This window comes from Otoolea muris (genome assembly GCF_943193115.1).
In the GTDB taxonomy this organism is placed as follows: domain Bacteria; phylum Bacillota; class Clostridia; order Lachnospirales; family Lachnospiraceae; genus Otoolea; species Otoolea muris.
In genome coordinates, this window is sequence record NZ_CALPCY010000003.1 from 65,042 (window position 1) to 79,099 (window position 14,058).

The following is a 14,058-nucleotide window of genomic DNA, read 5'->3' on the forward strand; positions in this document are numbered from 1 at the left end:
ATCCGCCTTCAACAGGCATCATCATTTTTTATCATATTCCGAACCGTCTTTAACAGAATCTTCAAATCCAGCCCCAGGCTCCAGTTCGCAATATATTCTGTATCAAGACGCACAACCTCCTCAAAATCCGTGAGGCGGCTGCGCCCGCTGACCTGCCACAGCCCTGTAATGCCGGGCTGCATGGTGAGCCGTCGCTTGTGATGCGGGCTGTAGCGGGCATATTCGTCCATGGTCGGCGGACGCGTGCCAACCATGGACATATCGCCCTTTAACACATTCCAGAACTGGGGAAATTCGTCTAAGCTGGCGCGCCGGATAAACGTTCCGACACCTTTAATAATCCGGGGATCGTGATCGATCTTAAACATCATTCCGCCGGGAACCTTATTCTGTCTCATTAACCCTGCTTTGCGCTGTTCTGCATCCATGTACATGGAGCGGAATTTATAGATCTTAAAGGGACGGCCCCGCTTGCCTGCCCGGATCTGGGAGAAAAAGATCGGGCCGGGCGATTTGAGAAAGACAGCCGGGCCAATGAACAGGGTCAGAAAGACGGTCAGTATACAGCCCGCCAGCCCGCCGATGATATCCATCAGGCGTTTGAAGAGCGACTGGCGGAAAGAGATGGAGCTGATGGCCGTGGTCAGCACATTATAGCCAAATACGTTGCTGACGCTGCGATTGGGCAGGCTGCGGTAAACCTCTTCCATATAGATATGTACAGTGACGCCCATCTCCAGAAATGTCCGCGCCAGTTTCAGGTTGGCCCCGGACTGATCCGGGATATTGATGACCACCTCGTCGATCACCTGATCCATCACACAGCGGATCAGCGAATCTTGATCCGCACAGACAGCCACGCCCTGTATATTCTCTCCCACCATGGGCCGGTCGATGATTGCAAGGCCAAAGAACCGGTAATTGCGGATGACGGATGCTGTAATAATCCGGATCATATCCCTGGCCGCCGCTTCTGTCGCAACCACCAGGATCTGGCGGGAATACTTGATTTTGTTATAGCGGCGCTTCAGATAAAACTTCTGAAGGCAGCGCAGCGCCCAGGTGGCCGGGATGCAGAACATGAAGTACACGGCCAGCGCCCTCCAGGGCAGATTCGGCATGAACCGCAGGAAATAGGCGCTGAAGCAGAGGACGCAAAAGACAAGGCATTCGAGCCGGAGGACAGACGCCAGTTCCTTCAGACGCCCTCTCTCCAGGATCCCGTTACAGGTGCAGAACATGACGGTCAGGGACAGGTGCAGCAGAGGAGTAAAAAAATAGAGCTGCCAGAACGCGGCGTCCTCTCCCCGGAACAAAAGCGGGTAAACGCACTGGGTAAGCATAAGAGAGAGTTCCATCGCACAGATATCGATCACGATAAAGTCAAGATGTCTCAGCCATCCCTTTTTCATTTGAAAATTCCCCCTTCTGTTCCCCTACAATTCCTAAAAAGACTCTGGCACAGCGCTCCCAGGTAAAAGCCGCCTCAAGCTCCGCCGCGCTATCCCTGAGCTCCTCTGCCGGCGGATAAGGCGCTGTCAGCCATTTTGCCGCCTCCTCATCCGTTTCGCACAGCCTGTGCCCCTTCATTCCCCTCAGGGTGACGGACGGCCCGGCGGCGGCGATCGCCGCAACGGATGTCTCATAGTAGACAGCCTCCATAACTGCCATCCCGAATATCTCGCCTTTATTTAAGTTGACGTAATAATCAGACATGACATAGATCTCCCACATCTCCTCATAGGGTACGCTGGGATATACGGTGATCTCCGCTTCAAGCCCGCGCTCCGCAATCGTCTCCCTGAGTCTGTCCCGCAGCGCGCCGTCTCCGACGATGATAAGCTTAAACGGCTTCTTTCCCCGCACAGAGGAAAAGAGATCCAAAAGCTCCAGGGGCCGTTTTTCCGGGGAGAGGCGGGACACATTGCAGATCACCACATCCGTTTCGGAGAAGCCGTGTTTTTTTCTCAGCTCCATGCGGTCGCAGTCCCGGAAATCCTGCTTTAAAACCGCCGTGTCCAGGCCCACGGGCGCTACTGTCACGCGCTCCGCCCCCAGAGCCTCAAGCTCCCTCTTTGCCGCTTCGGTCTTTGCCACCGCCGGATGCTTCTGATAGATCCGGAGCGTCCCGAGCGCAAAAAGCGTGTTCATGACCCGGCTCTTAAAATTGGCATGGAGGCTGTGCGCAGTCCCCACATACGGCACAAAGACGATCCCATTCTTCCTGCAGAACCGGTACACATGAGGCAGAAAGATCTGCTGATCGCCAAAACAGAACAGCCCGCAAAGGCCGCGATCCAGCCGGCTGCAGTCCAGATAGCCGTGAGCGCCCATGCCCCTCATGGGAATATACTCAATTGTAACGCCCTCCGAAAGCCTTTCCAGGCCGGCCGGCTCATGCCTTCTCACTCCTTTATAAATCCATACCTCTGCGCCCATGCGGGCCAGAGCCCTCCCCAGGCCAATCTCCTGGCTGTTGTAATAGCCCCGCCTCCCAAAGCCATTGATCATGGTGCAGAGGATCCCTACCTTCCCCGGCATATGCCGCCTCCTCCCTTTTTTCCTGCTTCTGGCCCTGCGCCGTATTTCCAGATCATGGGAACGATCTTTAAATCGTCCACAAAATACCGCCTGAACAAACGGCGCGGTTCCTGTAAAAACCGGTAAAACCACTCAAACCCCATGCGGCTGACCCAGCGCGGCGCGCGGCGCGCCGTTCCCGCCAGAAAATCTACTGTCGCCCCCGCGCAGATAGTGACAATTGCCGATGTCCTCCTGTAGTTTTCATACACCCATTTTTCCTGCTTCGGACAGCCAAAACAGGCCAGCAGGATATCCGGTTCTGCCGCCCGGATCCGCTCATTGATCCGTTCCAGTTCACCCTCATCCTTCTCAAAGCCGGACGGCGGCGCGCAGAACCCGGCGATCCGGATCCCCTTCCATGTCTTTTTTACCATCGCAGCCGCCTTCTCCGGCACATCTCCCATCCCGCCCAGAATATATACGGAATACCCGTGCTTTGCCGCCTCCTCCATAAGCGCCGGCGCCAGGTCGGATCCGGAAATTTTCTGCTTTACCGGTTTGCCAAGCAGCCCTGCAATCCACAAAAGCGGTGTCCCGTCCACCAGTGTTAAATCCGCCCGGCCGGCGATCTCCTTTAAGTAAGAATCTGTCTCCATCTTGACCAGAACGTCCACATTCACGGGCACTATATAGGAAACCTTCCTCCCACGCAGGCGGTCCATCAGCTCCCGGACCGCCTCCTGCATGGTCAGATTATTGACGTATGTATTGAGTAACGCCTGCTTTTTCACCTGTGCTCTCCTCCCTTCCAAATCCCCGCGGACCAAAGCCATACGGCTGCCAGCAGGGAGGCCAGAAGGACGCCGGAAACAGCGCCCTTTGCCGCCAGCCCGACCCAGCTTCCCGCTTCTGGCATGATGTGTTTTAAGCCGCCGGCCGCCAGAAACCCGCAGCCCATCCCCAGCAGATGGCGCAGAACCGCCGGATAAAAGCTCGTGAGCGGAACGCCGAGACAGTGGGCCGAGTACAGGGGGGCATCCATGAAATGAATTAAATTAACCGCCAGCGTCGTCAGTATCACCGCATAGGGGCCAAGATCCGTAAACCGGATCAGCAGATACATGGCGATCACATTGGCGCTGCCCATCAAAAGCGTGATCATACACGGCGCTTTCACCCTTTTGGTCAGCGTATAGACATAATAGAGGGGTTTTACGGCCGCCGGGGCCATATCGCCCAAAAACACGATCATGGAAGCCTTAAAGAGAAATTCCGTGTCCTGCCCCGGCAGCCACAGGGCCAGAAAGTCATAGCCGCAGATATAAAACATCCCTGTGATAAAGCTGCAGATGATTCCCACGATCCCGATGGCTGTCTGACAGAGCCCGGCAAAGGTCTCCATCCGCTTCTCTGCATAGAGCTGCAGCATCCTGGGCCGGAAGGCGTCGCTGAGCTTCATGACAATGACGCTGCAGAGCATTACCAGGTTCTTCGCCACGGAAATCCCTCCCAGGGCGGCTGCGTCTAACATCAGATCCGTGATCAGAAGATCCAGCCCGCTGTTTAACACATTTCCCAGATTGTTCAGAGACGTCCAGATCCCGGCGGCCGCTATCTCCTTCACCGCCGCGAAAGACCAGGCGCCGCGGGTGCAGGAAAGTTTTGGCGTCAGACGGCGGCACAGACGGTAATTGGCCGCCAGAAGGTAGAGCGCGGCCGCAGCCGCAGCGGCTCCCACATACCACACATGGGGAGGCAGAATCCCGCAGGCGGCAAACAGGACGCCTGCCTGGATCAGACAGGAAATACTCTGCTTTTTCTCCGCCAGATCCAGCCGGTCTGCGATAAAGGCCGCTGTATCAAACGCAGTCCGCATGATTGTGAGCATATATTTGAGCAGCATCATCGCAAACAAAAGCCGCACATCACCGGTCAGCGCATCCGGGACGTTTAAAACCGGACCCAGACAGGCAATCACCAAAGCGCCGGGAATCAGGGCGGCGGCTGACAGCAGTAAATCCGCCATGATCGTGGAAGAATAGTATCGGTTCGCCCGCTCCAGGTCGCCGCCATGGTACGCCATGGATATAAACCTCCCCGCGAACGCATTCAGGCTCACGGAAATAATATCAATATAGCTGGTAAATGTGACTGCCAGCGAGACATAGCCATAAGCTCCCACTCCGATATTGCGGATCACATAGGGAGTGAGCAGCAGCTTCATACAGGAATTGACCAATACCGCCAGCATGGACCAGGCCATATTTTTTATGATCGCCTGCCTGACACCTGCTTCTTCCCTAACGCCCCATACGCGTTTACCAGCGCGTTTGCCGAATTTCTCCAACTGTATTTTCCTTTCGTCAGTTCCTCTATCCGTTTCTGACAGAGCGCATACGCTTCGTCTGTCCAGCCGGCCGCCAGAAGGATGGCATCCTTTAAAGCCTGCGGATCCCCGCCCGCAAAGAGGATCCCGGTTTTTCCCCCCTGCGTTTCCTCGACAAACACAGGGATATCACTGGCGATCACCGGCTTTTGGTAGCTGTATGCCATGAGAAGCGCTCCGCTGCCGTAGATATGCCGGTAAGGAAAAAGGCAGAAATCCGTCTCTGCGAACAGGCTGTCCAGCTCCTGGTCAGGGATATGGCCGCGGCGTACCGTAACCACCCCGCTCAGCCCCATGCTCTCTGCCAGCGCCTCGTAATCCACCGGATCCAGCTTGGGAAACCACGCGCCCGCCACGGTCACATGCAGCCCCTTTTTCTGCTCCTCTGAAAGCAGCGACAGCGCCCGGAACAAAATATCGATCCCCTTATACCGGCGGAAGATTCCAAACTGCAGAAAACGTACGGTATCGCTTGGGGTTCTTTCACAGACGCTTTCCGAAAGCGTATACGCGCCGTGCGGGACGACGCAGATTTTTCCCGGCCGTATCCCGTATTCTTCTTCCAGAAGCCGCTTACAGTGTTCATTGTGGACGATCAGCAGATCACAGGCTTTATAAAACCGCAGATACCGTTTTCGATCCGCCTTTACCGCCTCATGGGGCAGAAGATTGTGCACCGTATGCACCAGAAAACGGTAATGCCTGCCCGCCCGCAGATAAAGGGGCATCTCCCATGCGGCGCTCTTAAAGCTCTGGACATGAACGATGTCATACCCGCCCCGCCGGATCTCCCGCGCCAGCCGACAGAGCCCGGCCAGATATGAGGCCGCAGCGTGAAACATGTTCTTCCCGCCCCCGTAAAAGCCGTCCAACCACCGGATCCCGTCCATCGGTACGGCCGCCCCTTTCCTGCAAAAGCACGTGAGCTCTGAAAGATTCTTAAGCTCCTTTCCCAGCTCCAGGGTATACGTGCTTTCCGGCAGAAAATGTTCAGTCATCAATAGTTTCATAATACCTCCTGAAGAATAGCCCGTAAATGATAAAGCCCGTCAGCGCCCCCAGGGTATTGCTGATAATATCATCGATATCACACTGGCCGATCTCCCAGATCATCTGCGCCGATTCAATTGATGTGGACAGAACGAGTCCCGCAGCCAGGACGCAGCCAGCGCCCGCCAGGCGCTTCGGCTCCGCCATGGGAAGCAGAAGTCCCATCGGTACGAACATAGCGCCGTTCAGCAGCAGATGGCGCGCCGGCTCCGGGGAACCGGTCCGGATCGCCTCCGCCACTGTGCCAAAGATCTCCAGCTTCACGGACTCATTATGGATTCCGAGGCGGGAGAACACGGTCATATAAAGCACGGAAAGCACATACACGAAGAAAAGGAACAGCATTCCTTTTCTGATCTCGCGAAAATGGCTGGCTAAGAAAATGAAAAACGCCCCAAAAGCTACTGCAGAGACTGCCATGAAAAGGAAAAACAGGGCGGCCCCCATTCCCCCCATGGCCTGGGAAACCAGAAATAACATGATGCCGCACACAAAAAACACGGCAAAAAGAACAGCCGCCGCCGCTCCCTTTCCTCTTTGCCCGCGCATCCTGCCAAAGACGGCAGACAAAGCGGCGGCATATCCGCCCAACAGAAAGACGGCCATCAGCACAGCCTCCATCCCCTCCCGCGCCATCACATCTCCTCCTCTTTTTTGTAAAACGTTTCCTCTGTCCCGATTGGCTGCTCCCTGTCTTCCTCACGGATCCATCTCCTTCCCCGGAGCTTCGGCTTCCTACAGGCTGTTCCCATGGCCATAAGCAGGGAAAGCGTGTGATAGGAGGACGGGGAAAAGGCCCGTTCCAGCAATCCGTGAAGGAAAAACCACAGAATGACCGCCGCACAGAACACATACTGCGCGTCCTTCAGCCTCTTTATCTGGCTCGTGGACACCAGCATGGCCAGAAAAAAGGCCGCGACTCCAAAAAGCCCGGTATCCAGCCACAGCTCCAGCAGCACATTGTGCGCGCCGGTGGTCATGGAGCCCATAAAGGAATACCGTGAAAACGCCGTGTGGATCAGAGCCACCGCCCTCCGATCCCTCCAGAACATGCAGAATCCCCATCCCATAAAGCTCCTGTGCTGTGTCATAACCTGTATGATCTGCCTCCAGAGCGGGATCCTCCCGGTCAGGGTCGCATCCTTTCCGATCGCCTCCAGAACCGGCGCTGCAATCGGCATGACTGTCTGAACCGCGATGAGAAAGCCCACGCTTCCGGCCACATAGAGGATCCCCAGAGGAAGCCCGCGCACACAGCGGCGGGACAGCGCCAGCACAAAAAAGGCCGGAACCGCCGCATAAACCAGAGCGCCCACGGAGCTGCACAGCGCAAGCAGCGTAAGCTGTGCGCCTGACAGGATCACAAACCACCTGGGGATCTGCTTTCCTTCGTCCCTTATAATCCGGTAAAGGGCGGCCTGAAGGACCAGCCCGAAGGAAACCTCCGCGGCCGCATTGTTCTTTGTGCGGAGGATCCCGGTAAAGTCATGTTCTCCCACCTCCCGGACGAATGCCCGGTCCGGATAGAGAACGATAAACATCAGTACAGACGCCGCAAAGACCGCCTGGGCCATGCAGAACAGCCGCAGATTTTCTTCCGGCTCCCGGTTTTCTGAAAGCCACAGGGCAAACAGCAAAAGAACGGTAAAGCGGACGCAGGTGACAAACTGCTCCCTGGGATATCCGGTCACTGCCATGGAGCCGGCGAAAAACACGGCGGCCATCAGATACAGGGACCAGTACCGCAGCTTTACGTCCACCAGACGCCACTCCATCACATTTCTGCCGGCAGACAGCATGACCATGATCTGAAGGCCAAAGGACAGGTATTGAAACGCCATATCGCCCTGCTCCCCCACTATCACCTCATATTTCCCCGGGAATCCCAGGCTGACCAGCATGATAAATCCAATCGCGGCATTTACAAACCGCTCCTGCCGCTCCTTTCTATTCTCTCTGATCCGACTCTTCTCTCTCATATGCTCCCGCCGTTTCCGGCCCGTCCTGCTTCCAGCTTCCGTCTGTCCCCATGCGCAGCAGGGCAGACACCGCCTCCTCATCGCTCATCTGCGTCATCCACTCCGGCGATGAGCCTGTCTCGTCCAGCTCCTCCAGGAGGTTCCTGAGCCTCCTGTTTCCTGCCCCGGCCGCCTCCTTGGCCTCCGGTCTCCCACGTCTCCCGGATTTCTTTCCCGCCGCCTCCGGCGCAGGCTTTTGCCGCGCTTTATCGTTTTCTTTTACTCTTACTTTATCGCCGGCCGCCGCAGGCATCGGCATCGGCGCGCCTTTTTTATGCTTCTTTTTGTCCTGTTTCTTGTCCTTCGTCCCCTTTTCTGCAAAAAATCCGCCGTCCCAGAAGGATTGGGTTCCATTGACGATACAGCCCAGAATCCGGGTTCCGGACTTATCCAGCTTTTCAATCGACTTCTGGATCTCATAAAGCGTCACCATATCATACCGCACCACAAAGAGTACCACGGATGCAATCCGGTTAAGGCTTAAGGTATCCGAATCCCGTCCGACCGGCGGCGCGTCGATGAGCACATATTCATAGTCCCCGGAAATGCTGCTGATGAAATCAAACAGCACCTGATCCATGGGGATTGCGCTTCGTTCCAGCACGGTCGGAAGAAAATCCAGGCAGCCGGTCAGGGAAATGACAGCCTCCTGGGGCGTCGCCTCCCCCTTATACAGGGCATTCAGGGAATGGCTGTAATCCACTGCATCCAGAAAAAGCCCGCCAAGGCTTGGATTTCTCGTATCCAGATCCAATAAAAGCACCTTTTTTCCCATATCCGAAAGATGGATCGCGAGATTGGCAGACACAGCGGTCTTCCCCTCCCCGTCCGCTGAGGAGGTGATGTAAAGACAATGGTTTTCTTCCTTTGACCCCAGAAGATTTTGAAGAATATACGCCGAGGACGCAAAATTCTGCTCTGCCGGAGAACTCTTCGCTCCATCCTTTACCAGAATTCCCCGCCCTTTCTGGAAAAACCAGTCGTCTCTCGGGATGGTTCCGATTGTTTCAAGCCCCAGGATATCCTCCACATCGTTCAGATTCAGCAGTGTAGGCCGCATGATCAGATCCAGGACCGCAATGCCGATTCCCATCAAAAAGCCTGCAATAATCAGAAATCCCCACAGATTGGAGTACATGCTCCCGCTCATCAGATACACGGCCGAAGGCGCATCGATCACAGAAACCGCTCCGATCATCAGCGTCTCCGGGAGGATGGCCTTCGCCGCGTCCAGGATCCCGCTCAGCAGACGGATTCCCTCATCCCCGTTGTTCCAGCGCAGCGTCATTTCCAGAATCTGTGTGTCGTGATAGCGGGAAATCTCCAGGAGATCCCGTATCGTCTTCGGATCCGCGTTTAACAGACCGGCCCGGGAGGCGGCATCCGTAAGGAGGCGGTCGCTTCGGAGCACATATTCCGCTGCATCGACCATATCCTGGGCCAGATAAAAATCATTGGGGTTAAAGTATTCGGAATTTCCTGTAAAGGTCCCTGCCGCAGACTGGGATGTGACCGCAGCCGAGCAGGTAATCTCATAATTCATATGTTTTCCACGGATATAGGTGAGCCCATTTAACGCGATCCCCAGGCCAAGCCCCACAAAAGACAGGGCCAGCACCCACTTCCAGCGCTTGGCGACCGCGTACAGAAGATCACCGATCCGGATCTGTATTCCATCATTCATATGTTTACTCTCTGTCCCCTTGTTCTGACTGCTTCAGAGCTGCGGCATCCTTCCTGCGGCATTTCGCGGCCGTCTTCACGAGGAAAACGATCAGCAGGATCAGCAGAGCCAGTCCGGCAGCCGCCCCGGCAACTGCCGCCGCGCTCATCCAGGTAATGACAGGTATATGTAAGGTCTGGAGTTCTTTGCTGTCCGTCACCTGGAGGTCATAACGTTTCTCTGGATCCCTGTTTTTCACCACATAATAGGACCCCTCTTTGAGATCCGTAAAGAGAAGCTCATTTCCACTGGTCTCCCAGGAAAAGAGCAGGTGATCCCCGCTGTCATAAAGATCCAGAGCCACATCCGGAATACCGCTTCCGAGCACTGCGTCCACCGCTCCTATGGCCACTCTAAGCATCCGGTTGGAGAGTTCCAATGTCGTCTGCGGCTGGCCGTCGATCCGGCCGTCATCCTCCACGGTTATCCTGTGATCCGTTTCGTCAGCCCTGTAATTCCCGGGCGCCGTTTTCTGTACAATATGGTAGACCGCGTTCTTATCCAGATCCGTAAGCTCAAAAACGCCCTGGCTGTCTGTGTACATCGTCTCCTGAAAAGTGGGATCCCCCTCTTTTGTCACCAGAAATCCGGCGCCTTCCACCGTCTGCTCCGGAAAGAGCTCGTCAGACAGGCAGACACGGATTCTGGTCTTTAAGGTCCCGATCTCACAGAGTCCGGGCTCCGTGTCGGTCTTTCTCTCCACAACGGCCTGCGCTTCCTCCTCTATGCCGGCATAATACGGCGGGATTCGATCCTGCCTCAGGATATAGTTTCCCAGATACAGTTCCCCGCTCTCGCCGTAGCCGCTGGAATCACAGGTAATCCTCTCAACCGTCTGGCCTCTGCCGAACCTCACCGTTCCGTCCAGTGTCCGGATATCCTCTGCCGCGATCACCTCAAACACGCCGTCCCCTATTCCCATCCCGCTCTCCGCATCCGTCATCTGGATTCGGATCACATTTTTCGACGGAAATACCGGGATCTGAACCAGGAAGGGGGCGGGCCAGTCATAGAGCTCCCCGATCTCGAAATACTGGTTGTCCGCGGGATCGTAGCCGTCTGGGGCCGTCAGCCCGCGGAAGTAATACGTCCCCTTCCAGATCTTTTCCGGCAGGTAAAAAATCCCCTCTTTTGTCGTTTCAAACGTGCGGTAGGAGATCTTTTCCGGATAATATGTATGCAGGATCTGGAGCGAGCCGTTTGACTCATGGAGTTCAAATTTCACATTCTCCGCCTTCACGATCCGCCTTGTCTCCCCATCGATCAGCTCTGCGAGAACCGCTGATTTCACGCCTTCGTCTCCCGGGCCATAGCCGTCTCCTCCGTCGTCATCGCCGTCCCCGTCCCCGTCCCCATTCCCATCATCATCGCCTTCCTCGTTGTCTTCGCCGTCCCCGTAACCGTCTCCTTCTTCCTCGTCCGCACCGTCGCCCTCCAATTCCCCGTAGCCGCCTGTCTCCGGAATATCCCCCTGTTCCTCTGCCAATGCCTCTGTCGATGGCTCCATTGCATCAAACAGAGACGGCGTATATAAAAGATACAGACCCAAAAGAGCCACCAGAAGCATCAGAATAAAGACCAGGCCCGTCATAAGGTCAGTGGCAGGCTGCCAAAAATTATATTCTCCATCACGTCCCTGTTTCCTGAATCGGTTCATCGCCCTGTCCTCCCCCTTATCTGCCGCGGTTCACAGCCTGCAAAAAAGCAGGCGTCTCCTGCATAACCATCACTTCTGAACGCGCCCGCGGCCCCGCAGACGCCCTGCTGCAAAGGGCTTTTTACTGCGGACGCTGCGCTGTGTCTCCGTATGTTCCGGCTTGGCGCTCATCTGGTTTACAAATTCGTCTGCTTCCATAGGCTTTGAAAAATAGAATCCCTGTCCCTCTGAGCAGCCGCATTTTCTGAGCGCAATCAATTGCTCCATGTTCTCGATTCCCTCTGCTGTCACAGTCAGATTGAGCTTTCTGGCCTGTTCAAAAACGCCGGCCAGAGTTTCCGTCTGGCTGTTCACATCAAAGTAGCGCAGATCCAGCTTAAGCCCGCTGGCGTTGATCCGCCCCACTGTCTCCAGCGACAGATAGTCGCCGCGAAAACCATCCACGATTACGCGAAAGCCCTTCTGCTGCAGGCTGCTTTCCACCTCAAAAGCCGCGCCATGCGTCTGAAGATAGGCATTCTCAGCGATATCGATCTCCAGATAACGGGGCGGAATCCGGTATTTCTCCAGAAGCCCGGAAAAAAATCCAGTCACATTGATAGCCAGAATATCGGTCTTCGTGACATTGACCGAGACAGGCAGCGGGCGGATCCCGCTGTCAATCCACTGGCGGATCATCCTGCATACTTCTTCCCATATGTACTGATCCAGCTTTGTGATGTATCCGTTATTTTCCAGCACAGGGATAAACACCGACGGCGACAGAATCCCCAGCGTCTTATGCTTCCACCGCACCAATGCCTCTGCCCCGATGATTTTCCGGCTTTTCAGCTCATATCTGGGCTGCAGATAAAAGATAAATTCGCTGTTTTTTAGCCCATCCAGAATCTGGGGCATCAGGATCTGTTCATTTTCTCCCCCGCCCCCTTCCGGGTAAGCCTGATTCCGGGTATTGGACAGGGAAAATCCCTTATTCTTCGGAATCCGGCTCAAGAGCTCTATGACCTGGCGCGCCTCCCTGTATTCCCGGTATCGTTTCTGCTCCTCCACCGTTGGGATCACATACCTGTGGAAGCCCATCACAAATATCCCCAGCTCCCGGTTCATCACATTGTAAAGAACATTATAGAAAATATTGAACAGGATGGACAAAATCACGCCGACAATAGACGTATAGAACGCAGTATCAATCCCGGCCAGAATCTGCTGGACGCTTGAGAGGGCCGCCTCCACGGTTCCAAACCCGATCTCGCGGATTCCCAGTATCAGGCCCACAAAGGTTCCAAGGATACCGATGCCGGTCATGATGCCCGGTATCTGCATAACCACGCTGCGCCAGCTCATAAGCCCTAAAATGTCCTCATTGATGTACTCCTCGATGTCGCTTAAGATCTGCCCTGACTCCTTCTGGTTCTGAACCTTATCCCGGTATTCCAGAAAGAGCCCGTCCAGCGCTTTCTGCAGGAAAAACTTCTCCTGCTGCGAAACCGCCAGCCACGGGGAATCGGTCTGCACCTCCCCCGCCCGCCGGACGCTTTTCTGACCGTTTTCCAAGCCAATGGCAAAGCGGATCACCGGGAATATCCCCCAGCACATCCCACCAGCCGCCACCAGGCACATGAAAGCAACGATCATCATGGAAAGCGTATCCGGAGCAAACGCTGTCAGCGCGCCTCCGCACATCAGGATGATCACTGCAAGTAAATAATAAAAACGCTTCATATTCTGACATCCTTCCCGTGTCCGGCCAGCCCCGCCCTATCCATGTATGTAAAATCCATCCTTTCCCTCTTCCTTTACACGATACAGGCGTCTGCCTGCTTCATCCGCAAGATCTTCGTACCGGATCCCGTCGTCCGGCGCAATCACAATCCCGATACTGCAGGAAACATGTATTTTATTCCCTTCTATCTTCTGTATCTGCTTCATTCTGCGCCAGAGCCGTTTTGCAATCTTTTTGACATACCCCCTGTAGCGTATGCCGTGCAGATAGATGATAAATTCATCGCCGCCCACTCTGCCGACAAAGTCGCTCATTCGCGTCTCAGCCCTCAGAATGCGCGCTGCCTCTGCCAAAAAACTATCCCCAAAAGAGTGTCCATATCTGTCATTTATCTCCTGAAAATCATCGAAATCCAAAAGCAGGATTGCCGCGCGGTTCCCGCTCTGTTCCATATCTTTCTCTGCGCACTCCTTAAATGCCCTCTGGTTCAGGAGCCCGGTCAGCGGATCCAAAGAAGCGTCGGCCAGAGCTTTCCTGTCTCCCTGCATTCCCCTTTTCCCCTGACTGTACAGCTTTCCTGATTTCTTCGCAATCAATAAAAAATCGTTCATCCTTCCTCCCCCGTTTTTTAGTCTCCATAATTTTATTTAACACAAAAACGCAGCAGATCCATTCCACCCTTTCAGGCAAAATGGACTGCTGCGTTCGGTATTCTATTTAAAAAAGCGCACCCCAATAAAGACAGGTGATTCTGTCTGTCTGTCTGTCTGTCTGTCTGTCTGTCTGTCTGTCTGTCTGTCTGTCAAAATAGTGTACCTCGCTTCAGGAATACCTGTCAACCCTTAACAGTTTTTGACACATTCCAGCATACAAAGTATAGCAGGTATTTGTATGTTTGTCCATATGTCCGTCGTTATTTGTCACAAATTTTGTCAGGAAGACGGCTCTTTCACCAGAGCGCGCCTGAAGAATGCCCTG

11 protein-coding genes are annotated in these 14,058 nt (G+C 54.9%); all 11 read right to left on the reverse strand.

Annotation, left to right across the window (positions count from 1 at the left end; genetic code table 11):
* Positions 1-8 precede the first annotated feature (8 nt).
* The 11 genes from NFS31_RS03350 to NFS31_RS03400 all read right to left on the reverse strand — a co-directional run bounded on the left by NFS31_RS03350 (position 9) and on the right by NFS31_RS03400 (position 13,691).
* Positions 9-1,412, reverse strand: a complete 1,404-nt coding sequence (locus NFS31_RS03350) for a sugar transferase (protein ID WP_251491607.1) — start codon at positions 1,410-1,412, stop codon at positions 9-11.
* On the reverse strand, positions 1,384-2,541 hold the full coding sequence (locus tag NFS31_RS03355; RefSeq protein WP_251491609.1) for a glycosyltransferase: 1,158 nt from the start codon (positions 2,539-2,541) through the stop codon (positions 1,384-1,386). The genes NFS31_RS03350 and NFS31_RS03355 overlap by 29 nt, the downstream gene beginning before the upstream one ends.
* Positions 2,526-3,314 carry a WecB/TagA/CpsF family glycosyltransferase gene (locus NFS31_RS03360; protein WP_251491611.1) on the reverse strand — a complete coding sequence of 263 codons (789 nt, stop codon included), beginning with the start codon at positions 3,312-3,314 and terminating at the stop codon, positions 2,526-2,528. The genes NFS31_RS03355 and NFS31_RS03360 overlap by 16 nt, the downstream gene beginning before the upstream one ends.
* Positions 3,311-4,870 (reverse strand): lipopolysaccharide biosynthesis protein, encoded by a 1,560-nt coding sequence (locus NFS31_RS03365; protein ID WP_251491613.1) that lies wholly within the window; start codon positions 4,868-4,870, stop codon positions 3,311-3,313. The genes NFS31_RS03360 and NFS31_RS03365 overlap by 4 nt, the downstream gene beginning before the upstream one ends.
* Complete coding sequence (locus NFS31_RS03370) at positions 4,792-5,919, reverse strand: glycosyltransferase family 4 protein (protein WP_251491615.1); 1,128 nt, start codon at positions 5,917-5,919, stop codon at positions 4,792-4,794. Before NFS31_RS03370 ends, NFS31_RS03365 begins: the two co-directional genes overlap by 79 nt.
* Positions 5,900-6,595 carry a VanZ family protein gene (locus NFS31_RS03375; protein ID WP_251491617.1) on the reverse strand — a complete coding sequence of 232 codons (696 nt, stop codon included), beginning with the start codon at positions 6,593-6,595 and terminating at the stop codon, positions 5,900-5,902. Before NFS31_RS03375 ends, NFS31_RS03370 begins: the two co-directional genes overlap by 20 nt.
* On the reverse strand, positions 6,595-7,938 hold the full coding sequence (locus tag NFS31_RS03380) for an O-antigen ligase family protein (RefSeq protein WP_251491619.1): 1,344 nt from the start codon (positions 7,936-7,938) through the stop codon (positions 6,595-6,597). The genes NFS31_RS03375 and NFS31_RS03380 overlap by 1 nt, the downstream gene beginning before the upstream one ends.
* Positions 7,907-9,661 carry a tyrosine-protein kinase domain-containing protein gene (locus NFS31_RS03385; protein ID WP_251491621.1) on the reverse strand — a complete coding sequence of 585 codons (1,755 nt, stop codon included), beginning with the start codon at positions 9,659-9,661 and terminating at the stop codon, positions 7,907-7,909. The genes NFS31_RS03380 and NFS31_RS03385 overlap by 32 nt, the downstream gene beginning before the upstream one ends.
* A 4-nt stretch (positions 9,662-9,665) precedes the next feature.
* A complete protein-coding gene (locus tag NFS31_RS03390) occupies positions 9,666-11,357 on the reverse strand; it encodes an MSCRAMM family protein (protein ID WP_251491623.1) in 1,692 nt (563 codons plus the stop codon).
* 69 nt (positions 11,358-11,426) lie between these two features.
* Positions 11,427-13,079, reverse strand: coding sequence for an EAL domain-containing protein (locus tag NFS31_RS03395; RefSeq protein ID WP_251491625.1), 1,653 nt, complete (start codon positions 13,077-13,079; stop codon positions 11,427-11,429).
* A 36-nt stretch (positions 13,080-13,115) separates the two neighbouring features.
* Positions 13,116-13,691 (reverse strand): GGDEF domain-containing protein, encoded by a 576-nt coding sequence (locus NFS31_RS03400; RefSeq protein ID WP_251491627.1) that lies wholly within the window; start codon positions 13,689-13,691, stop codon positions 13,116-13,118.
* Between the last annotated feature and the right edge of the window lie 367 nt (positions 13,692-14,058).

Excerpts from the sequence above, each read along its gene's own strand:
- NFS31_RS03375 (WP_251491617.1), bottom strand. The coding sequence starts at position 6,595 with ATGGCGCGGGAGGGGATGGAGGCTGTGCTGATGGCCGTCTTTCTGTTG.
- NFS31_RS03385 (WP_251491621.1), bottom strand. The coding sequence starts at position 9,661 with ATGAATGATGGAATACAGATCCGGATCGGTGATCTTCTGTACGCGGTC.
- NFS31_RS03380 (WP_251491619.1), bottom strand. The coding sequence starts at position 7,938 with ATGAGAGAGAAGAGTCGGATCAGAGAGAATAGAAAGGAGCGGCAGGAG.
- NFS31_RS03390 (WP_251491623.1), bottom strand. The coding sequence starts at position 11,357 with ATGAACCGATTCAGGAAACAGGGACGTGATGGAGAATATAATTTTTGG.
- NFS31_RS03400 (WP_251491627.1), bottom strand. The coding sequence starts at position 13,691 with ATGAACGATTTTTTATTGATTGCGAAGAAATCAGGAAAGCTGTACAGT.
- NFS31_RS03370 (WP_251491615.1), bottom strand. The coding sequence starts at position 5,919 with ATGAAACTATTGATGACTGAACATTTTCTGCCGGAAAGCACGTATACC.
- NFS31_RS03350 (WP_251491607.1), bottom strand. The coding sequence starts at position 1,412 with ATGAAAAAGGGATGGCTGAGACATCTTGACTTTATCGTGATCGATATC.
- NFS31_RS03395 (WP_251491625.1), bottom strand. The coding sequence starts at position 13,079 with ATGAAGCGTTTTTATTATTTACTTGCAGTGATCATCCTGATGTGCGGA.
- NFS31_RS03355 (WP_251491609.1), bottom strand. The coding sequence starts at position 2,541 with ATGCCGGGGAAGGTAGGGATCCTCTGCACCATGATCAATGGCTTTGGG.